Source organism: Psychrobacter sp. ANT_WB68 (assembly GCF_008369115.1).
Taxonomy (GTDB): Bacteria; Pseudomonadota; Gammaproteobacteria; order Pseudomonadales; family Moraxellaceae; genus Psychrobacter.
Map to the genome: position 1 here is coordinate 24,677 of NZ_VOAZ01000004.1, position 21,228 is coordinate 45,904.

21 protein-coding genes are annotated in these 21,228 nt (G+C 42.5%); 12 read left to right on the forward strand and 9 right to left on the reverse strand.

Annotated features, from left to right (window positions below; all coding sequences use genetic code 11):
• Positions 1–12: 12 nt before the first annotated feature.
• The 8 genes from FQ084_RS11230 (at position 13) to FQ084_RS11265 (ending at position 7,689) form a co-directional block, all read left to right on the forward strand.
• Positions 13–1,287, forward strand: coding sequence for a lipoprotein-releasing ABC transporter permease subunit (locus tag FQ084_RS11230; protein ID WP_149490735.1), 1,275 nt, complete (start codon positions 13–15; stop codon positions 1,285–1,287).
• Positions 1,287–1,802, forward strand: coding sequence for a YceI family protein (locus FQ084_RS11235; protein ID WP_149490736.1), 516 nt, complete (start codon positions 1,287–1,289; stop codon positions 1,800–1,802). Before FQ084_RS11230 ends, FQ084_RS11235 begins: the two co-directional genes overlap by 1 nt.
• 270 nt (positions 1,803–2,072) lie before the next feature.
• Complete coding sequence (locus FQ084_RS11240; protein ID WP_149490737.1) at positions 2,073–2,828, forward strand: helix-turn-helix transcriptional regulator; 756 nt, start codon at positions 2,073–2,075, stop codon at positions 2,826–2,828.
• 96 nt (positions 2,829–2,924) lie between these two features.
• Positions 2,925–3,809, forward strand: a complete 885-nt coding sequence (locus FQ084_RS11245; protein ID WP_149490738.1) for a DMT family transporter — start codon at positions 2,925–2,927, stop codon at positions 3,807–3,809.
• A gap of 276 nt (positions 3,810–4,085) precedes the next feature.
• Positions 4,086–5,123: a DUF1852 domain-containing protein gene (locus tag FQ084_RS11250; protein ID WP_149490739.1), complete on the forward strand. Its 1,038-nt coding sequence runs from the start codon at positions 4,086–4,088 to the stop codon at positions 5,121–5,123.
• A gap of 54 nt (positions 5,124–5,177) precedes the next feature.
• On the forward strand, positions 5,178–6,224 hold the full coding sequence (locus tag FQ084_RS11255) for a methionine synthase (RefSeq protein ID WP_149490740.1): 1,047 nt from the start codon (positions 5,178–5,180) through the stop codon (positions 6,222–6,224).
• A gap of 73 nt (positions 6,225–6,297) precedes the next feature.
• Positions 6,298–6,801, forward strand: a complete 504-nt coding sequence (locus tag FQ084_RS11260) for a flavin reductase (RefSeq protein WP_149490870.1) — start codon at positions 6,298–6,300, stop codon at positions 6,799–6,801.
• A gap of 75 nt (positions 6,802–6,876) precedes the next feature.
• The gene (locus FQ084_RS11265; RefSeq protein ID WP_149490741.1) at positions 6,877–7,689 is read left to right on the forward strand and encodes a sulfite exporter TauE/SafE family protein; all 813 of its coding nucleotides are present in this window, start codon (positions 6,877–6,879) and stop codon (positions 7,687–7,689) included.
• Positions 7,690–7,823: 134 nt separating this feature from the next.
• Here FQ084_RS11265 and glmS read toward each other — a convergent pair whose 3' ends face one another.
• The 7 genes from glmS to hisF form a co-directional block, all read right to left on the reverse strand.
• Positions 7,824–9,668, reverse strand: coding sequence for a glutamine--fructose-6-phosphate transaminase (isomerizing) (gene glmS / locus FQ084_RS11270; protein ID WP_149490742.1), 1,845 nt, complete (start codon positions 9,666–9,668; stop codon positions 7,824–7,826).
• A 241-nt stretch (positions 9,669–9,909) separates the two neighbouring features.
• Positions 9,910–11,292, reverse strand: a complete 1,383-nt coding sequence (glmU, locus tag FQ084_RS11275) for a bifunctional UDP-N-acetylglucosamine diphosphorylase/glucosamine-1-phosphate N-acetyltransferase GlmU (RefSeq protein WP_149490743.1) — start codon at positions 11,290–11,292, stop codon at positions 9,910–9,912.
• 207 nt (positions 11,293–11,499) lie between these two features.
• Entirely contained in the window at positions 11,500–12,078 is a 579-nt protein-coding gene (locus tag FQ084_RS11280) for a phosphatidylglycerophosphatase A (RefSeq protein WP_149490744.1), read from the reverse strand.
• A 3-nt stretch (positions 12,079–12,081) separates the two neighbouring features.
• On the reverse strand, positions 12,082–13,110 hold the full coding sequence (thiL, locus tag FQ084_RS11285; protein WP_149490745.1) for a thiamine-phosphate kinase: 1,029 nt from the start codon (positions 13,108–13,110) through the stop codon (positions 12,082–12,084).
• A gap of 2 nt (positions 13,111–13,112) precedes the next feature.
• Positions 13,113–14,222, reverse strand: coding sequence for a transcription antitermination factor NusB (nusB, locus tag FQ084_RS11290; RefSeq protein WP_149490746.1), 1,110 nt, complete (start codon positions 14,220–14,222; stop codon positions 13,113–13,115).
• Between the two features lie 211 nt (positions 14,223–14,433).
• Positions 14,434–14,955, reverse strand: a complete 522-nt coding sequence (gene ribE, locus FQ084_RS11295) for a 6,7-dimethyl-8-ribityllumazine synthase (protein ID WP_149490747.1) — start codon at positions 14,953–14,955, stop codon at positions 14,434–14,436.
• A 205-nt stretch (positions 14,956–15,160) separates the two neighbouring features.
• Positions 15,161–15,943 (reverse strand): imidazole glycerol phosphate synthase subunit HisF, encoded by a 783-nt coding sequence (hisF, locus tag FQ084_RS11300; RefSeq protein WP_149490748.1) that lies wholly within the window; start codon positions 15,941–15,943, stop codon positions 15,161–15,163.
• Between the two features lie 188 nt (positions 15,944–16,131).
• Here hisF and FQ084_RS11305 point away from each other — a divergent pair, with 188 nt between their 5' ends.
• From FQ084_RS11305 to FQ084_RS11315, 3 genes are read left to right on the forward strand one after another with little or no spacing between them, the layout of a single operon-like run.
• Positions 16,132–17,334, forward strand: coding sequence for a homoserine kinase (locus FQ084_RS11305; RefSeq protein WP_149490749.1), 1,203 nt, complete (start codon positions 16,132–16,134; stop codon positions 17,332–17,334).
• A 49-nt stretch (positions 17,335–17,383) separates the two neighbouring features.
• Entirely contained in the window at positions 17,384–17,695 is a 312-nt protein-coding gene (locus FQ084_RS11310; protein WP_262880755.1) for a putative signal transducing protein, read from the forward strand.
• On the forward strand, positions 17,696–18,592 hold the full coding sequence (locus FQ084_RS11315; protein ID WP_149490750.1) for a class II glutamine amidotransferase: 897 nt from the start codon (positions 17,696–17,698) through the stop codon (positions 18,590–18,592). It begins immediately after the preceding gene.
• 34 nt (positions 18,593–18,626) lie between these two features.
• Here the strand turns inward: FQ084_RS11315 and FQ084_RS11320 are convergent, their stop codons facing one another.
• A complete protein-coding gene (locus FQ084_RS11320; protein ID WP_149490751.1) occupies positions 18,627–19,178 on the reverse strand; it encodes a YchJ family protein in 552 nt (183 codons plus the stop codon).
• 44 nt (positions 19,179–19,222) lie between these two features.
• Positions 19,223–19,939, reverse strand: a complete 717-nt coding sequence (locus FQ084_RS11325) for a metal-dependent hydrolase (protein WP_149490752.1) — start codon at positions 19,937–19,939, stop codon at positions 19,223–19,225.
• 114 nt (positions 19,940–20,053) lie between these two features.
• Between FQ084_RS11325 and FQ084_RS11330 the strand changes: the two genes are divergently transcribed.
• The gene (locus FQ084_RS11330; protein WP_149490753.1) at positions 20,054–21,067 is read left to right on the forward strand and encodes a DUF3025 domain-containing protein; all 1,014 of its coding nucleotides are present in this window, start codon (positions 20,054–20,056) and stop codon (positions 21,065–21,067) included.
• The last annotated feature ends 161 nt before the right edge of the window (positions 21,068–21,228 follow it).

The following is a 21,228-nucleotide window of genomic DNA, read 5'->3' on the forward strand; positions in this document are numbered from 1 at the left end:
AGATATTAACTTATGCGCCGTTCCCTGCCCATTTTTATAGGATTGCGCTTTACCCGTTCAGAAAGTTCCAATAAGTTTCTATCTTTTATATCTTTAGTATCTATGGCTGGTTTAATACTGGGTGTTGCTGCATTAATCGTAGTGACATCAGTTTTGAATGGTTTTGAAGAAGTACTGTCTAAGAAAATATTAGGAATGGTGCCACAGGCAGCAGTTTATTCGTCCATTCCTCTCAATGATTGGAACTCGTTTGCAAAAATCATAGAAAAAAACGATAGCAATGTAATAGCTACGGCACCTTTTGTTCAGGCTCGAGGTATGTTGTCACTAGAGGGAGAGGTTAACAGCACCATAATAAATGGTATAGAGCCTGAATCCCATGCTAAAGTTTCTATTCTTAGACAAAGTATGGTAGAAGGTAGTTTCTATAGTTTGAATACTGGTAGTAATAATATTATCCTTGGTGAATATGTCGTCGATAAATATGCTCTGAAACTTGGCGATGAAGTTGGTATTATAATCTCTAAGCCCTCTAGCTCTACAGTCGGTATTACACCTACATTTCACACCTATACCCTCACTGGCGTATTTCATGTCAGCCAAGAGATAGATAAGTGGATGAGTTATGTTTCCATGGACGGTGCTTCTGACGTAGTGGGCTTAAATCATGGTGCTACTGGTATCCGCCTAAATTTAAGAGATGTTTTCCTCTCTCAAGATTCCGCCCAAAAAGCATTGGCAAGTATTTCTGATCAAGCTGTACTACTCCAGAGTTCCCAAGAAAATCTTGCATTCTCGAGTGGTGATTGGACACAGACTCATGGCAGCTTGTATACTTCCATTCGTATGCAAAAAACTATGATGTCGTTACTATTATTTCTTATTATTTTAGTTGCGGCGTTTAATGTTATTTCAACATTGGTGATGAGCGTGACAGAGAAGAGGTCAGATGTTGCAATATTAAAAACCTTTGGCGCCTCACCCAGTCTTATTTCACGTATATTTATAGTTCAAGGCGCTATCATTGGCGTCTTCGGTATATTCATTGGTCTAGCCTTAGGAATTACACTTTCGCTTAGCATTCCTAGCGTATCAGCTTGGATCAATGTCACTTTTGATTTGGGGCTTTTTGATAATTACTTCGTTGAATCGCTCCCTTCTAAAATTAAGCTCATAGATATCGTACTTATTTTAGTCTCTGCGCTAATTGTTGTCTTATTGTCTACTATTTATCCCGCATATAGTGCTGCTAGAACTGAGCCTGTAAAAATACTGAAGGGTGAGTAATAGACCATGATAACGTATGCTTACCCATCGACCATTTTAATACCTCGACCAATACCGGTGGTTTTTATAACTTAACTGGTCAGCTCGAATATGACAAAGCTGCTAAGACAGGTTATATAGCGCTTACTATTCCTTTAAATAGCTTAAATACGGGCAATAAAGCCTTTGATATTACCCTTAAAAGCGCAGATTTTTTTGATATTGAAAAATTTCCATTGGCGCATTTTGAGTCGACTCAATGGCATTTTTCGACTGATAAAGCCAGCTCTGATAAAGACAGCGCAGCTGTCAGTCAAGTGGATGGCATGCTAACGCTACATGGTAAAACCAATCCTATTACCCTTACTGCCACCAAGTTTAATTGCTATTTCAATCCGATACTAAAAAAATCGGTGTGTGGGGGCGATTTTACGACGACTATTGATCGGACAAAGTGGGGTATCAGTAAATACACCTTATTGGGTATGACGGAAAAGGTTGAGTTGAATATTCAGATTGAGGCAGTCAAGCAATAATTTGCTCGTTTTAGCATTTTAGCGTTGAAGGATTTTAACAAGCTACTGGAATTAATAACAACTTTACATTTAAGTGGTATGTTTATAGTGATCTATTAATAGGTTTAAAGAGCGAAATGAATGGTTCCTTTGGGTTATCTTAAAATTGAGGTATCTTAAAATAAGACTAGCATTCAAAGCATCCGGTTCATTAATCGCTAAGATAGTGTCCTTGCTACACTCTTTTAAAGTGCTGTTACCTAAAAGTATTTTAGACAGTGAATAGACCTCATGAAAAATATTGAGCCAATAAATCATTTATTTATCAGGACCTATGACAGCCAACTTGAAGGTCATACTCATGATTACCATCAAATTCTTATACCATTGATGGGTGACATTAGAATGGTCATTAGCAATCAGACCATTAATGTTTCTTATGGAGAAGCATTGGTTATCAAAAAAGGTATTCACCATCAATTTCAGGCGAGAGAAGACTTTCGTTTTTTAGTAATAAATATAGAGGATATAGGTTTTTTAGGGTCGACATTAAATGAAGCGCATTTTTCAATGGACGAAAAAACCTTGTTATATATCTCTTTTGTTGAAAAGCAATTGACCTCTGCTTACAACCAACAGATAGAAGGGATAATGTTTGAGTTATTAAAACAGCTTCTTGGACATATGCAGATGAGTAAGAGACTGGATACTCGCTTAACTGCCGTTGTTCACACTATCAAGAATGATATCGCCGCTAACCACACGATAAAGTCACTTGCTGACATTGCCTGTCTGAGCGAAAGTCAGTTCAAGGTGTTATTCAAAGAGCATGTTGGTTGTACGCCCCACGCTTATATTACCAACCTTCGTATGAAATCTGCCCTTGGCCTCATTCTAAATACTGACACACCTATTACGATTGTGGCTGAGAAGTGTGGTTACGATAATGTGTCTGCCTTCATACGTCGTTTTTCTAGCGTCTATCATCAGACACCATACAGACTTCGTTGTAGCAATCAAAATATGAAGCACCAAAGAATCGGCTGATCAGCATATATTCCAATCTATTCCAACAAACTCTGGAGAATCAATTTTATTATCATAGCGGCATCATTCAAATGCACGCTGCTCAAGGATATAAAATTGAATTTTCACACCCAATCAAAGCAGGATATTGTAAATCTTGCTGCACCTATAGGATTTTTGGCAATATGGAGTGGCGGAGCCATCTTTGCAAAAGTTGGTTTGCAATATACTGACTCTTGGAGCTTTTTATTTTTAAGATCAGCAATCGCTTTGTCATTGCTACTAGCCATCTATCTAAAATCTGCCCATAAGAAGATAGCTATCACTGAGCTTAAGAAAGACCAGCTCAAAGGCATTATATTTTCAGGTCTGTTGCTACAAGTATTCTATTTAACCTTTTACTTCTCAGCTATTAATACGGGGCTATCCCTTGGAATCATTATACTGGTTCTTGGTATGCAGCCAATTATAACGTCACTATTAAGTGCAAACACGGTTAGCGTTAAAAACTTAATACTACTAGCGATTTGTTTTTCAGGCTTAGTTTTATCAACATTGGGCTATCATAGCGTTGATAAGATAAATGCTTTAGGTATGATACTTTCCACACTGGCATTACTCTCCATCACGTTTGGTGCTATTGCTCAAGCTAACGTTAAAACGCCGCCTATCTTAACCTTGTTAATTCAGACTATATTTTCATTTTTGATATTCTCCGCGGTGATTGTTTATAAAGGATTATCCTTTGAGGTCAATGCTTCCTCTTTACTATCATTAGTATGGATGGGCGCAGTGGTTTCTGTAGGGGCATATTTATTATTGATGCTTATGCTCAAATATAGCTCCGCAGATAAAGTAAGCACCTTGTTCTTCTTGCTGCCTTTATTAACGATGATATTAGAGAGTTTGGTTTTTGATAGCACTTTGAGCGCATTAACTATTTTCGGTGCTATTTTGGTGTGCGTAAGCTTGTTTATTTATCAGACTCAAAAACCTTCTTAAGATAGGAAATGCTTTTGGAGTAGGTCAGTATCGTATTTTAAATTAAAGATAACTGAATTTATCCTCATAAATATAAATCTTTTACAGGCTTTGTATCTCATCAAGTAATCCGGCAAATTCTCTACTATCCAATCCAGTTTTACCAACATGAATCTTACTCATCTTTAATTTAAATACTATCATTTTCATTCATGTATTGGTTGAGGTATGATTCATCTCATACACAAATTTGGTTTTATCTCAAATAATGAGAGTAGATTAGGGTAGCGGATCACCATGAGTAAAGAATTTAGCTGTTCAATTAAGCGTATACGTTTTGATGAAAACTATCATCCTGCAGACAGCACGCGTCTGACTACTAACTTTGCGAACTTGGCGCGTGGCGAGCATCGTCAAGAGAACTTACGCAAAACCTTAAGAATGATCAATAATCGTTTTAACGCCTTGGCACATTGGGATAATCTGACCGCAGACCGTTATTCTGTCGAGGTCGATATCATTTCTGTCGATATGGATGTTGAGGGTAATGGTCATACATTCCCTATCATCGAAACACTGCAAACAACGATTGTTGACCATAAAGAGAATACCCGTATTGATGGTATGATTGGCAACAGTTTCTCCTCTTACGTGCGCGATTATGACTTTAGCGTCGTCCTGCCGGAGTATTTCGATAAAAATCCGAAATCTGCACCGCCACAGGATTTTGGTGATTTACATGGCAAGCTGTTTCAATACTTATTGAACTCAGAAGCCTATCAAGCCAACTTTACTAAAAAACCGGTGATTTGCCTGAGTGTGTCTACCAGTAAAACCTATCATCGTACGACCAATCAGCATCCCGTATTAGGGATCGAGTATAGACAAGATGACTATTCGTTGACCGATGACTATTTCCATAAAATGGGCTTAACCGTTCGCTACTTTAAGCCTACAGATAGTGCGGCGCCTTTAGCGTTTTATTTTGCCGGTGACTTGCTAAGTGATTACACCGACCTTGAGCTAATCAGTGCAATCAGTACCATGGAGACTTTCCAAAAAATTTACCGACCTGAAATTTACAATGCCAACTCTACCGCAGGTCAGGTGTATCAACCCAGCTTGAAGTACCAAGATTATTCATTGACGCAAATTGTCTATGACCGTGAAGAGCGTAGCCAGATGGCAGTAAAGCAAGGCAAATTTACTGAAGAGCAGTTCATCAAGCCATATCAAGCCATTCTTGAAGAATGGTCGGCAAGCTATGATGTTGCAAGCGAGACTGTTCAAAGAGAAGCGGATCAAAAAGAAACGGCTAAAAAACAGGCAGCCTAAGCAATCTAACTCTAGCCAAAATATAGAATACAAATGAATAAGAAGATGAATCCCATGACAATATTATTACCGACACAAAAATTATTACCGACGTCAACTGCGGGCAGCTTACCGAAACCTTCTTGGCTAGCAGAACCTGAGAAAATCTGGTCACCTTGGGCATTAGAAGGCGAGCAATTGCTTGAAGCCAAACAAGATGCGCTACGTTTAACATTACAAGAACAACGTCATGCAGGGATTGATATTGTCAGTGATGGCGAGCAGACCCGCCAGCATTTTGTGACCACCTTTATTGAACATCTTGATGGTGTCGATTTTGAAAAGCGTGAGACCGTGCGCATTCGTAATCGCTATGATGCGAGTGTACCGTCAGTCGTGGGTAGCGTAAGCCGTCAAAAACCTGTATTTGTGGAAGATGCGAAGTTTTTACGCCAGCAAACGGATCAGCCGATCAAATGGGCGCTGCCGGGCCCAATGACGATGATTGACACGCTATATGATGGTTATTATAAAAGTCGTGAAGAATTGGCTTGGGAATTTGCTAAAATTCTGAATCAAGAAGCCAGAGAATTAGAAGAGGCTGGCGTGGATATTATCCAATTCGATGAGCCTGCTTTTAATGTGTTCTTTGATGACGTCAACGATTGGGGTATCGCCACGTTAGAGCGAGCCATCGAAGGTCTAAAATGTGAAACGGCGGTGCATATCTGCTACGGCTATGGTATCAAAGCCAATACCGATTGGAAAAAGACACTGGGTTCAGAATGGCGTCAATATGAACAAGCGTTTCCGAAATTACAACAGTCTAATATCGATATTGTCTCACTTGAATGTCAAAACTCACATGTACCCATGGAATTGATTGAATTGATTCGCGGTAAAAAAGTAATGATCGGTGCCATTGATGTAGCAACCAATACCATTGAGACGCCTGAAGAGGTGGCCAATACGCTACGCAAAGCCCTGCAATTTGTCGATGCGGATAAGCTCTATCCTTCGACTAATTGCGGCATGGCACCGTTGTCTCGCCAAGTGGCACAAGGCAAATTGAAAGCATTAAGCGCGGGCGCAGAGATCGTTCGTCAAGAACTGACTGCTTAGTATTTGCCACTACTTGCCAACTATACCTGTATTTACCGAGCTCAAATTTAGGATTCAAGCGATGATTAAAGATATGATTGAAGCAACCGACTTTAGAAATGCCATGTCTTTATTAACAACGGCGGTTAATGTAATCACTACCAAAGGTAGCTCTGGTGCTCATGGATTTACCGCTTCGGCGGTATGTAGCGTCACTGATACACCGCCAACCTTGCTTGTGTGTATGAAACAGACATCGCGCTCACATGCCCATTTTATCGAAAATAAAACCTTAAGTGTCAATGTGCTAGGTGCACAGCATGAACAATTATCTAATGCCTTTGCCTCGAAATTGAGTTCGGAAGAGCGTTTTGCATATGGCTCTTGGACGCAATTACAAACGGGAGCTCCTGTTTTAGAGGACGCGTTGGTGAATTTTGACTGTGAGATTGAGCACATTCAGGAAGTTGGCACGCACAGTATTTTTATGTGCCGAGTTGTCGCCATTAAAAAAGCTGAGCAACAAGGCGGTATCGATGAAAGTTTGGTTTATTTTAATCGTGCTTATCATCAAGTTGGTCAAGTAGAAATCGCTTAAGTCAGTGCTTTAATAAATTGTCATTTAGCAAAAATAACTTTTTAACCCATCATTTAAACGAGAAGTAATTATCCTGTGGAATTAATCATTTTCTTAATAATAGGCGCTCTAGCAGGATTTGCTGCGGGTCTTTTTGGAGTGGGTGGTGGAACGATTATCGTACCACTATTATTTATCGTCTTTACCCAAATGGGTTACAGTCCTGATAATATCATGCATTTGGCTTTAGGTACTTCACTGGCGACCATTATCGTCACGTCTATCAGCTCGTTAATGGCACACAATAAAAAGGGCGCAGTCATGTGGCCTGTCTTTAAAAATCTGGCACCAGGTTTAGCGATTGGCTGTTTTTTAGGGGCAGGGATTGCAGGACAGATATCTGGGCTGTACCTTCAGCTCGTTGTTGGGGTGTTTTTGCTGTGGGTCGCCTATAAGATGTTTACGGGAGGCAATAAGAGGATAGATAGCAATATTAATGATAATACAGCCCTTCCTTCAAAACCTAAGCAATTAGCGGCAGGCGGGGTTATCGGTGTGGCTTCTGCCATTTTTGGTATCGGCGGCGGCAGCTTAACGGTACCTTATCTCACACGTTATGGGGTGGTCATGCAAAAAGCAGTTGGCACCTCAGCGGCTTGTGGCTTGCCTATCGCCATTGCCGGTGCATTAGGGTTTATGATTTTTGGGCTGCAGCAGCAAGTCAATGTGCCCAATACGATTGGCTTTGTGCACATTTATGCTTTTTTAGGCATTAGCATTATGAGTTTTTTCACCGCTAAGTTAGGTGCAAAAGTCGCTCATATATTATCACCACGACTATTAAAAAAATGTTTTGCGGTATTATTAACCGTCGTGGGATGTTACTTCCTTTTTAAAGGAATGATTTAATTTCATTTTATTATAAATATTACTGCCCATAAAAAAATCCTTTGCCATCTCATTAATATGAGATGGCAAAGGATTTAGTATCACTCAGTATGATACTTTATTACTCGCTGACATATAATCGAAATAAGTAAATATTATTCGACTGTCACGCTCTTGGCCAAATTTCTAGGCTGATCCACGTCCGTTCCGCGCATAACCGCCACATGATACGATAACAGCTGTACAGGGACACTGTAGACGATAGGGGCAAGCGTCTCACAAACATCAGGCACATAGACCACGTGCAATCTGTCTTCTGCAACCATTTGACTGGACTCACTGGCAAATACAAACAACTCACCGTGACGCGCATGTACCTCTTGCATATTGGCTTTGAGTTTATCAAACATACTGTCTTTCGGTGCCAGCACCACGATAGGCATGTCTTTATCAACCAACGCTAACGGTCCGTGTTTCAGTTCGCCTGCTGCATAACCTTCGGCGTGAATATAAGAGATTTCTTTTAGCTTTAGTGCACCTTCTAAGGCAATAGGGAACTGCAAACCACGACCTAGAAATAAGCAGCTTTTCTTATATTCAAAATGCTCACTCATAACTTTGATAGGCGCATCGAGGTTCAAGCTAGCATGTAGCTGACCAGGCAACTGTTGTAATTGACCAATTAAGGTCGTTAAGTTTTCGCTCGTCATACGTTGCTGAACCACACCTACTTTTAAGATCAATAACATCAAAGCTGCAAGCTGGGTTGTAAAGGCTTTGGTAGAAGCAACCCCAATCTCAGGACCAGCAAGCGTTGGTAAGAATATATCCGTCTCACGCACTAAAGACGATGTTGGGACATTACATAAGGCTAAGCTCACTAGACCTACTGGCGTATTCTTTTGAATATCACGTAGCGCCGATAAAGTGTCTGCTGTTTCACCAGATTGCGAAATACAAATCACTAAGGAGTTATCGATTACGACCGGATTGCGGTAGCGGAATTCACTAGCGACTTCAACCGAGCAAGGCACACGGATAAGGCTCTCAAACCAATATTTGGCGACCAAACCTGAGTGATAACTGGTACCACAAGCGATGACTTGAACGTGTTTAATGCCTTTTAATTGCGCTTCATGACGCTGTAAAAAATCGTCGCGCAGTTTAGATGGCTTGTCGCTATCTAACGCCATTTCAAGGGTACGTCTAACAGCATCTGGCTGCTCATAGATTTCTTTGAGCATATAATGCTTAAACTCACCTTTATCTGCGTTGTGCTGTGCCGCATCAATTTCATGTATTTGACGTTTAACCTCAATACCATCCGCATAAACCTGAATACTATTACGCGTTAATCTGGCAATATCACCTTCTTCTAGATACATAAAACGATTGGTCACTGGCAAAAGTGCCAATTGATCAGAGGCGATGAAGTTTTCACCGATACCAACGCCAATCACCAAAGGCGAGCCTAAACGGACGGTAATCAGCTCTTCTGGGCAGTCGATATGGACGATGCCAAGGGCAAAGGCGCCATGTAATAAAGGAATAACCGCACGAACTGCTTCCAGCAAATCAGGGGTGTTTTTGTAGATATCATTGATTAAATGGGCGACAACTTCGGTATCAGTTTGCGACGTAAACTCGTAGCCTTTAGCAATTAAATCTTCTTTTAATTCGGCATAGTTTTCAACGATACCATTGTGTACCACCGCTATTTTGCCTGATACGTGCGGATGCGCATTACGCTGTGCCGGCTCGCCATGCGTTGCCCAGCGTGTATGCGCAATACCGATATGACCGTCGAAAAATTCAGGATTGACTGCGACGGCATCGACCAGTGCTTGTACTTTGCCCACTTGACGCTCACGGTGAAGCTCGCCATCACGAATGACGACCAGGCCGGCAGAGTCATAACCGCGGTATTCTAGACGTTTAAGACCTTCAAGTAAGATATTGGCGATATTACGCTCAGCTACTGCTCCAACGATTCCACACATAACGATTCCTTAAATTCGATGTTTCATGTTTTGATTTTTCGATGCTTAACAGATCAAATGCTTCGAGATACGATAATGTTCCGTGAATAAATAATAGAAAGTTACACTAGGATGGCTTTTATGAGCTTTTATGCTAACAATCCTGACTCTATAAATATAAGGAAGCAGCATCACAAAAGTTGTCATGCTGCTTGGTATTACTTCAATAAACGGTATTCAAAGTATTCTTGATTGACGATTACTATTTTGACTTTTTAGTCGGACGCTGGAAGTCATCTTTCTGGGTTTGTCGCGCTCGTCCAAAAGCCAAGGCACGGGCATCAACGTCTTTAGTGATCACTGAACCTGCGGCAACAGTAGCGGTATCACCAATCGTTACGGGAGCAACCAAACTGACGTTAGAGCCAATAAATGCATTGTCTTCGATAATGGTTTGTGATTTGTTTACACCATCATAATTACAGGTAATGACACCCGCGCCGATATTAACGTCGGTTCCGACCGTTGCATCGCCGACGTAGCTTAAGTGATTAACCTTGCTGCCATGACCAATAGTCGATTTTTTAATCTCGACAAAATTACCGACCTTACTGTTGTCAGACAATATCGTTTCAGGACGCAAATGGGCGAAAGGACCAACGTCAACGCCTGCACCAATCTCAGCGCGATCAATCACGCAATAAGGTTTGATATGGCAAGCATTACCAATGTGGGCATTTTTAATCACACAGCCCGCTTCGATATAGACGTTATCACCTAAGACGCAATCGCCCTCAAATACCACGCCAACATCAACAAACACATCTTGACCGGCAGTTAAGGTACCACGAATATCAACGCGACTCGGGTCTGCAAACTGGACACCGGCTTCTTGCAGGTCTGCAACCAGTTTGCCCTGCCAAGTGCGCTCTAAGTTGGCAAGCTGTTGGCGGTTATTGACGCCTTCAATCTCAAAGGTATGTTCAGGCTCAATGGCGACAATATTAATGCCGTCAGCAACTGCCATTTTAACAATATCAGTTAGGTAGTATTCTTGCTGCGCGTTGTCATTAGACAGCTTAGGTAGGTATTTGTGCAATAACGCATTATCGACGCAGTAGATACCGCTATTAATCTCTTGGATTTTCTGCTCATCAGCACTGGCGTCTTTTTGCTCAACGATGGCTTCGATATTGCCCTCTTTATCACGTTTGATACGACCGAGACCAAAGGGGTTTTCAACCGTTAGAGTCAACATCGACATGCCGTCGGTATTGGCCGTTTGTAGCGTCGCTAGCGTCTGGCAACTGACCAATGGCACATCACCATACAGAATCAGACTTTGTCCTTCTTTTGGTAAATCAGACAGGGTAACTTTTACCGCATGTCCTGTCCCCAATTGCTCAGTTTGGGCAACCCAAGTAATAGGCAGATGCGCATATTGCTCATTAATATTTGCTTGGACTTGCTCGCCGCCAAAACCATGCACAATGATGGTGTCATCAACCGTTAATTGATGACAGGTGTCAAGCACATGACCCAATAACGACTTGCCAGCCAGTGTCTGCAGCACTTTTGGCTTAGCCGACTGCATACGCGTGCCTTTGCCCGCAGCGAGGATGATTACCGAAAGAGGAGAAGTCATAATAGCCTACAAATGTAACAAAATATAAGCTTAAATTATAACGCAAATCGTCATTTAACCAAAATGTTATGTCGTGACATCTTTGTAACCTTCATTGCTTGTGACTTGCTGATGAATAGGCCATCGTCACCAATGCATAACTACAAAAAGCAGGTAGATTAAAAAAACAATGGATTATAAAAGAGGAAGGCGTGGCTAATTCGCCAGTTAAAGGATAGTGGTATAAATAGCGACCCAAACGGCTGCTGCCATAATACCTGCGATAATGTCATCCAGCATAATACCTAGACCGCCAGCGACTTTTTTGTCCGCCCAACTAATCGGTGGCGGTTTAATAATGTCAAAAAAGCGAAAGAGTATAAAAGCGATAATCAGAGCAGCGATAGAAAAAGGTTGCGAGATATTGTGCCAAAAATTACCATTAGCAACGCCCATATAAGACAACGGCAATAAGGTAATCCACATGCCTGCCCATTCATCCCAAACAATGTGCGGGTTATCATGACCGCCCATCAGCTCTGAGGTACGACCGCATATCGAATTACCAAGCAAACAAGCTAAAATGGTAATAGTCAAAAACGGCACGAAACCTAAACTTAATAATGGTATTGCAACGATTAAACTTCCAACCGTGCCCCAAGTGCCGGGTGCACGGCGGGGCAGACCACTTCCTAGACCAATACCAAGCCAATAAACCAAACGATCAGGCAGACTCGCATTGTTGGGTAAAGGTGGGCAGTCATTGGCTTTACGGATATCAGGTTTAGATAGGTTGTGATCAATCATGGCTTAACCTGCAAAATGTTGGTAACCCGTCAGATTGGGCCAAGTAGGAAAGGGGGCGGGATGAGTGGGTGTAACTGGCTGTCCTTGATAAAAAATATCAGGACGTAAATTCGTAGCAGCATCAGTCCTGTTTGCCACGGCTATCACTTCGCCGATACAGGTGACAGGTATGTTGGCGCTATTATTAATAGGTGGCTCGATATGGGAAGGCAAGGTAAAAGCCAGCTCATAGTCGTCACCGCCAGCCAGCTGATACAATAAGCGCTCAGTTAACTCAGCGTTTGCCAATGCTTTGCTGGTAGGTAGCTGATCGAGATGAATACGCATGCCAACAGCGCTTTGTTCGCAGATATGTCCAAGGTCTTGATAAAGACCGTCAGAGATATCTATCATCGCAGTCGCACCAAGTTTGGCAAGTGCTGCACCTAATTGAATACGCGGCGTTGGCATATGTAGACGATGCGCAAGCTCAATACCGATGGTATTATCAGGGTGCTGTAATGCATAAGCGGCATCACCCAATGTACCTGAGACATAGACTTTATCACCGACTTGCGCACCTGAGCGGTAAACAGCTGGTGTGTTGGCATCCAGTAATCCTTGCGCGCTGACACTCAGTATTAAGTTATCACTGCGCGTGGTATCACCACCAATAAGCGTCACACCAAATAGCTGGCAGGCATGAAATAAACCTTTGGCAAATTCGGTCAGCCATGGCTCATTTGCCAAACGCTCAGGTAAGGCTAATGCCAATAAAATACTATGCGGGGTCGCGCCCATTGCGGAAATATCTGAGACATTCACCGCCACCGCTTTATAACCGATGGTAAATGCCAGCTTATTTACTTGTTCCCAATCGGCGCTAAAGTGTCGACCTTGAACGAGGGTATCAATGCAGCTGACCAAACGCGCGCCTGCCGGCAAGCTTATCACCGCTGCATCATCACCAATGCCTTTTTCGACATCGTTGGACAATGATTGCGCGGCTTGCATTTGGGAAAATATGCGCTCGATCAGCTCAAATTCGTTCATGATTAGTCTTTGCTTTTTGTATCAGTAACATCTGACGCAGTGTCGTCTGATGTAGTATTGTCTAACTCAGTATTATCTAACAAGCTGATATCTGAGGTAGCTTCATCTGAGTCGGCGTTGACGATATTAGAGTCGTGTAGTCCAGCATCTGCTGCGCTATTATTCTCAGCATTGTCCTCATTAGCATCTACATTGCCGCCTTCGCTAATAGCATTGTTATCAGCACTACTTTTTTCGACAGGTTTTTCATCAACGATAGTGTCGGCAACAACCACATCTTTTGCCGCTTCATTTTGCTTACTTATCTTATAATCAATGATATTTGCTAATGCTTTACTGGCGCTATTGCGTTTAACACTGGCATTATTGGCACTGATACGTGGCTTGTTTGACGCCGTTGCTTCTTCTACAACGGTATTCGTATCGATGTTGATACTGCTGTTTGCACTGTCATCAGTTTTGACTGCAGGCTTAGCCGCCGCTTTTTGTGAGGTACGCAGATTAGCTTTGCTATCCGACTCTACTTCAAGCGCACGCAGCTCAACTGCCATTCTATCCAGTACCGCATTAATCAATTTATGCGCATCCGTGGCACCAAAATGATTGTTCAGCTTCATTGCCTCATCAAGCACGACTTTATACGGAATCTCTAAGCGGTTTTGTAGCTCATAAGTACCAATTAAAAGGATGGCGTGCTCTACGGTATCAAGCTTATTGATTTCACGATCTAGGTACTGGCTAATTAACGCATCTAGGGCGTCAATCTGTTCTGGGATATCGCGCATCATTTCATGATAATAGCCGATATGTACGGTATGCATGGCATTGGTCGCACGTGTACGGGCAGCGATATCATGTGGGGCATTGGCCTTCCAGCCAAGTTTGCCATCGATATCAAAACGACGGTCAGTGACCAGCCATTCATATAGACCTTGCATGGCGAAGCGACGAGCCTTACGGACAGCGGTGTGGCTGGTCTTATAAGTGGTTTCACTCATATCGAAGGTTTGATCGCCCGCACTACTGCTTGCGATACGCGTCGCTTCAGCTTGCCCATCAGTGAGTTGTGCGGCTTGCGCAGCGCTAATAGCGCGCTTGAGTTGGTCAGTCATAAGGGGTTTGTACCTAGGTTTTAAGATAATAAGTTTAAAAATAAGATGTTAAATAGTAGTCGGCTGGCAAATGTTGCCAGTCAGTTTTGGAGATGGTTGTTCGATACTAATGTTAAATACTAATATCAAGTACGGAGGGCTATCGTTATAACCATAGCCCCGTTTCAAACAATAAAAATAATACTCACCTGTGCATTAGTAATGAGTGCAATTAAGCGTCATCACTAGCATCATCGATATCTAACTGTGATAGTACCGCAAGCATTTCTAGTACAACCATAGCCGCTTCTGAGCCTTTGTTACCGGCTTTGGTACCAGCACGTTCAATCGCTTGCTCGATGCTGTCAGTGGTCAATACGCCATTCGCTACTGGAATATTATAATCCATGGCCACACTGCTTAAGCCTTTTGCTGATTCGCTGGCGACAAAGTCAAAATGCGGCGTGCTACCACGGATAATCGCGCCTAAGGCAACAATAGCGTCAAAGCGGTCAGATTCAGCAGCGCGTTGGGCAACCAATGGCAACTCAAACGCACCGGGTACACGAATCACGGTGATGTTGCTACCTAAGACGCCATGACGCAGCAGCGCATCAATCGCACCATCAACCAATGACTCAACGACAAAACCGTTAAAACGACCGACGACGATACCGATACGCACGTCTTCATTTTGATGTAAATTACCATCGATATGGGTCACGTCATTACGCTGCTGTTGTAAATTTGACATAAAAAATCCTTTGCCGAATAGGCTATTAATAGAAGTATAAGAATCTAAGTATTAGGAATCTAAATATATTGCTAGGTTCAAATAGCTTATTTAACTGGCTAGTTATCAGATAAATAAGCAGTTAAATGAACGAAAACCAAATGATAATAAGTAGTTAGCGCTATGATAACATTTTTTGCGGCTATATTTGTATTTTACCAACGTCTTACAAACGCATTTGTATGCCTTGCGCTGCCATATATTCTTTGGCTTCCTGAATAGTATACTCACCAAAGTGAAAAATACTGGCAGCAAGAACGGCATCGACGCCGCCTTCTAATACCCCTTCGGCTAAATGTTGTAAATTACCGACGCCACCTGAAGCGATCACAGGTACATTCACACGACTGGTAATTTGCTTCATGAGTGCCAAATCATAGCCTTTTTTGGTACCATCACCATCCATCGAGGTCACCAATAACTCACCAGCACCAAGCTCAGCCATTTTGCTTGCCCAAGCGAGCGCATCAATACCCGTTGGCTTACGACCACCGTGAGTAAATATTTCCCAACGCGGCATGATGATGCCATCAACCTCAATATTAGCGACGCGCTTGGCATCGATAGCAACCACAATACATTGATTACCAAATTTTTGCGCCGCTTCACCAACGAACTCAGGAGTAAATACCGCTGCTGAGTTAATCGCCACTTTATCGGCGCCCGCATTGAGCAAATTACGAATATCGGCAATCTTACGCACACCGCCGCCGACGGTTAACGGCACAAATACCGTTTCTGCCATGCGCTCAACCGTATGATACGTCGTATCACGCTCGTCATTGGTTGCCGTAATGTCCAAAAAAGTAATCTCATCAGCGCCCTGTTCATTGTAGCGTTTTGCTACTTCGACAGGATCGCCTGCGTCTTTAATATCGACAAATTGTACGCCTTTGACCACACGGCCATTATCAACGTCCAAACAAGGAATGATACGCTTTGCTAACATAGGGACTTTCGCCTTATAATCAATTCATTCTATAAGCGCTAGTCTAGCAAAATCATCGCCATCTCAGGCAGGTTTTCGCAAGATTAATGTGCTTTTAAGCAAAGTTTATCTATAAGCGGTGCAATCATTGCCATCACCGTCGATATTTATCCTATCTACCTTTTTTTAATTGCCATAAGTGAGATGTCATGTCCGTCTATACCCAGTTAACCGATGACCAGTTTGCCGCTTTTTGCCAACGTTTTGGCGTGTCATTTGCACGTGCCATTCCGATTACCCAAGGTATCAAAAACTCTAACTGGTTTATTCAGACGACTGACGATGTGGATGGCGCACACTCTTATGTATTTACGCTATTTGAAGAGCGTCCACCAGAAGACATCGAAAAAATGGCGGTTATTTTAAATCAATTAGACGGTAAGTTACCGGTTGCCGCGCCATTAGCCATTATCGATTCTGTTGCTTCGAAAAGCGACGCTAATAATAATGATGTTAACGACAATGCAAAGCGCTATGTTATCCATTATGACAATAAAGCGATTACGTTAGTGCCTTGCTTGGCAGGCGCGCATCCACAGCAAATCACGCAGGCCATGTGCCACGAAATTGGCGCCGCTTTAGCGATGCTGCATGAAACGTTGCAAGCGCTGCAACCAAGTGAGCAATATGGCGTCCCTTTATACCCATGGAGCGATGTGCGCGATCGTGAAAGGCTGTTTATGCCTGGTGATGAGGCCAAGCTGATGAGCGATATTTGGCAGTCTTATGAAGATTTGCCGCTTGCTACTTTGCCAAAAGGCTTATGTCATTTAGATATGTTTGCCGACAATACGCTATGGAATCTACAAAAAGGGGAAGAGCGCTTAACGGGGCTGTTGGACTTTACTGAAGTCAGCGTCGAGCATTATGTGATGGATATTGCCATTACTATTAATGACTTTTGTACCACGTGGGGCGATGCAGAGCACGGTGAAAGTGTTCGTTTTGACCGCAGTAAAATGGCGGCCTTTTTACAAGGCTATGAGTCGAAACGCCCACTTGGCGACGATGAAAAATGTGCCTTACCGGTAATGTTGGCAAAAGCGGCGGTTATCTTTTGGCTGCTACGTTTAAACGTTATTCATTATAACCGTACCGAAGGACGTACCGGCGACAATATCATGGTTAAAAATCCTGACCTCATGAAGCGTTTAGCTGCTTATCATTGGTCGCATGTCGAAAAAGCACAAAATACGGTGTTTGTATTGTTAGATAATCAATCAGCAGCTCAAAAAGATACTCAGATAATCGGTATTTTTAGCAATATCACCCAAGCTGAGCAAGCACGTGATAAGTTAAGTAAGAGTCGTTATTTAGCCATTAAAAAATATACGCTCGATCAATTAGCATAAATCGTTTTTGTTCGACCATTCTTCTATCAAAACCATAAAGGCGGATTCTATGACCGATCAAGTTGATAACTGGCACAAACTGGCACGTTACGATACTAATATCCAAGGCGAGCTGCATGCCAATCTGCTGCGTAATAATGGCATTACCGTTTCTTTACAACCGCTAAGTGCGATGCCCGGTATGAATTCAGGTATTGTGCTATGGGTACAAGATACCGATGTGGCACATGCCAAACGTATTTTGGATAGTATTGATACCGATGCAGACACGCCTTATGAGATATTTGATGAATCAACAGAAACTGTCTCAAGCAGCGATTTAAATCCTGAACCAGACGACAATAACGGCGGTAATCAATAAATGTGTCAACTTTTAGGTATGAACTGTAATACCCCAACCGATATTGGTTTTAGCTTTGCAGGGTTTCGGCGTCGCGGCGGCATGACCGACAGCCATGAAGATGGCTTTGGTATAGCGTTCTTTGAGCGTAGCGAATGCGATTCGGGTAATGCTTCGACTGGCCTACGTCTGTTTCATGACAATAAACCAAGCCATTTATCGCCTGTTGCCGATTTGGTAAATAATTATCCCATTAAAGCGATGAACGTCATTGCTCATATTCGTAAAGCGACTCAAGGTCAGAATTGTTTGGCGAATACCCATCCTTTTGTCCGTGAAGTGTGGGGCGAACAATGGGTATTTGCCCATAACGGGCAGATGAATAGCGAATTTATTAAACGCTGTCAGCGCCTGCAAGACAATGGTAATGCCTCACATTGTCAGCCAGTCGGTTCAACCGATTCTGAAATGGCGTTTTGCTACCTCGTTAATCGCCTGAAAAGCAGCTTCAAAACTCGCCCCGATGACCAAACACTGTTCAATTTTTTGACTACTCAATGTCGTTATTTATCCGCTAATGGATTGTTTAATTGCTTAATATCAAATGGTCAATGGCAATTGGCTTATGCTGGTAGCTTACTGTTTTATCTCACGCGTAAAGCGCCGTTTGGTGAAGCGAAATTAGCAGATGATGATTTAGCCATTAACTTTAGCGATGTGACCACAGACACCGATAAAGTTACGATTCTAGTGACTGTGCCACTCACTGAAAATGAAAAATGGCAACAGTTAGCCGTCAATGAATGCTTGATATTCCAAGATGGCGATGTCATTTATAAAGACAGCCCAAGCCAGCGCAAGTTTTTGACCATTGAAGAAGGCATCGCGGTAGCAAGAGCTGTTGGAGCGAGTGTTTAGAGTTGGAAAATAGTTAATATTGGTTAAATATCAGTTAGATATAAGCACCACAACAGCGCTTAAACTTCTCACCCGAACCACAAATACACGGCTGTTTCTGTGTGACAGACATAGAAACGGTCGGATCTAAAAAGTACCAACTCGCATCATTATCAGCTTTGTTTTTTGTTTTTACAAAAGCAGATAATTCATGATGCGCCTGTAATCCTTCAGGCGTCTTGAAGTAAGCCTTAAATTCAACTTGCGCATGGCGTTTACCTAGCTTTGGCATATGCGTGACGATTTGGAGTCCCGCCCAATCTGTCTCTTTTGCCCAACTCTTAATAGCCTTTATGTCTAGCAAGTTTTGCTGCGCCGGCAGTGTAGTTTTGACGATGTACTCTGGCTTGACCAAGACAAAGGCGCTATAGCGCGACCGCATAAGACGTTCAGCAGTGTCCGCTTTTATGCCGTCTAACTTATCAAAGTCTTTATCAAAAAGCCCGTTATGGTAAGGCTGGCAGCACTCCTTATAAAGTAGTGGTGAGCCTATATCATCTGATGACGGGTTAATCTGGCAAGGGCAGGTTTGTATGGAAATCGACATTATTTACTCAAGTTATTATTTGTTTTTTAGTAGCGTTACAAATTTTATTGCAGCCAATTTTTGATCATTTCTGGCCACAGCCCGATTTTTAGCTGAGCCCAAGGCGCTGGGTCACTCAGCTGCTCCCAAAACCCATCAAACGGTGGCGCAAAATATACCAAGAGTACAAGGATGACGTACAGTAGCAGATACCACCATTTGTCTTTATGTTGATAGAACTTCATGGCGGTACCCGATGAGCGCTTCATTTTCATGCCCATCAAGTTGACGCTATATAACTCATCCAATGCCAAATGCACCATCGCGCCGCCGAATAAAAACAAGCCGTAGAACCAGCTAACCGTTAACGGTAAGTTTAAAATATCATAGCTTAAATAGGTCATTCCAAGCCCCAGTATCGCCATATAGGGTACAGAATGAATGACACCGCGATGGACGGTCATGTTGGTAAAAATAGAGAATACGACATAACGCATAAAGCCGTATCCTGCTAGCCATAACGCTATCAGTGCCAGCAAACTCAGCTCACTACGCCAATGCATCACGAGACCAAAGGCAAAAATAAATGAGGTAATGTTAAACCCAAGCTTAATCGGCGTTGAGTTATCAGAATCCAAATCAGGTAATAATCCCCCAATTGTACCAAGCGCCACGCACATTAAAAACCCGGAATCATCAATCAATCCCGCTTTGTAAACAGTCAAACTCATCGTACCACTGACCATGAATGCGACATTTAAGTGGGTGTTAAAATTAGCCATAAAAACTCATCAATAAATAGCGCGCGAAAACGTCATTTCGAGCGGCTCGTCTAGCTGTAAAAAAGCGCTCCATGATACCATAGACACGCCAGTCGTCTAATAGAGATAGTCAATATGACCACCACTGATCTACCTGCTAAGCATTATCAAACTGCATCTTTTGATGCTTCTACCAATAACCCATCTGCATGTAATAGTACGCTTGACGACAGCTTTGCTGCTATTGATTGGCAAGCACCGTGGCTCTGTCACTTAAACCAGTTAGGCTATATTAGTAAAATCATCATTCAATTAAGTGGCTTAAATAATGAGCCTGCTCAGACAGACAAAATAGAACATACGCCTGATATTATCGCCAAGGTTTTAAATACAGCATTGCAGCAACAGGCTAACGACCTACAACAGTCACTACCGCAAACAAAACCTGCGCTCAATAATCAAGCTAAAACCTTACGATTTGTCTCACAAGATGCGCTACCAGAAGGCGAGGCGTACGAGAGCTTTATCGGTACGACCGGTAATATTCCGACGCGTGATAATTTGCATGATTTATTTAACGGCAGTATTTGGCTAACCTTTCCCAAAACTAAAGCGCTGCTCAATTACTATCATATGCTTGAAATTGAGCAGCAAGGTATTGGGAGCAGTCGAGGACGCGTTCGCGATACTATTACGGTGTTTGATGAAAATGGCGCAATATTGGTGACAGCTGAGTCTAGTATTGGTGAAGCGCTGATTAATTTTGATTGGCAGGGAAGTTTGGTTGCACCGCGTGACAAATGGGATAAATCCAAGCAATCGAATAACCAGTCTCAAGCGGCGGTTTATATTTTTGGTCATGCACTGTTAGAAAAGCTACTACAACCGCGCAAAGCATTATGCGCTCATAGTATTGTTATTCATGTCGCGCAAGACTTTTTTACCTTATCGTTATCTGAGCGTATCGGTCACTTGGATCAGAAAGTAACTGACTATATGGACGCTCTATTATCACAGCCAGATGTAACACCGCGCAAACTGTCTCCATTACCTATTTTGGGTGTGCCACACTTTTGGGCGGAGAATGCCAATCCTAGCTTTTATGAGGATTGCCAAGTCTTTCGGAGCGGTCGTCGCCGTCAAAAGTAAAAGACAAGTAAATACCTTGATAATCGAGTGCTAAAGCATTGTTACGTTTACGATTGTGCCACGATTTGACTACGTCTAGACGTTAACAAAGCACGGGTTATTTGTTATGGTAAAAGGGCGTTACTGTTAAACGCTAGAGAGATGCTTATATCTTTTGTTAA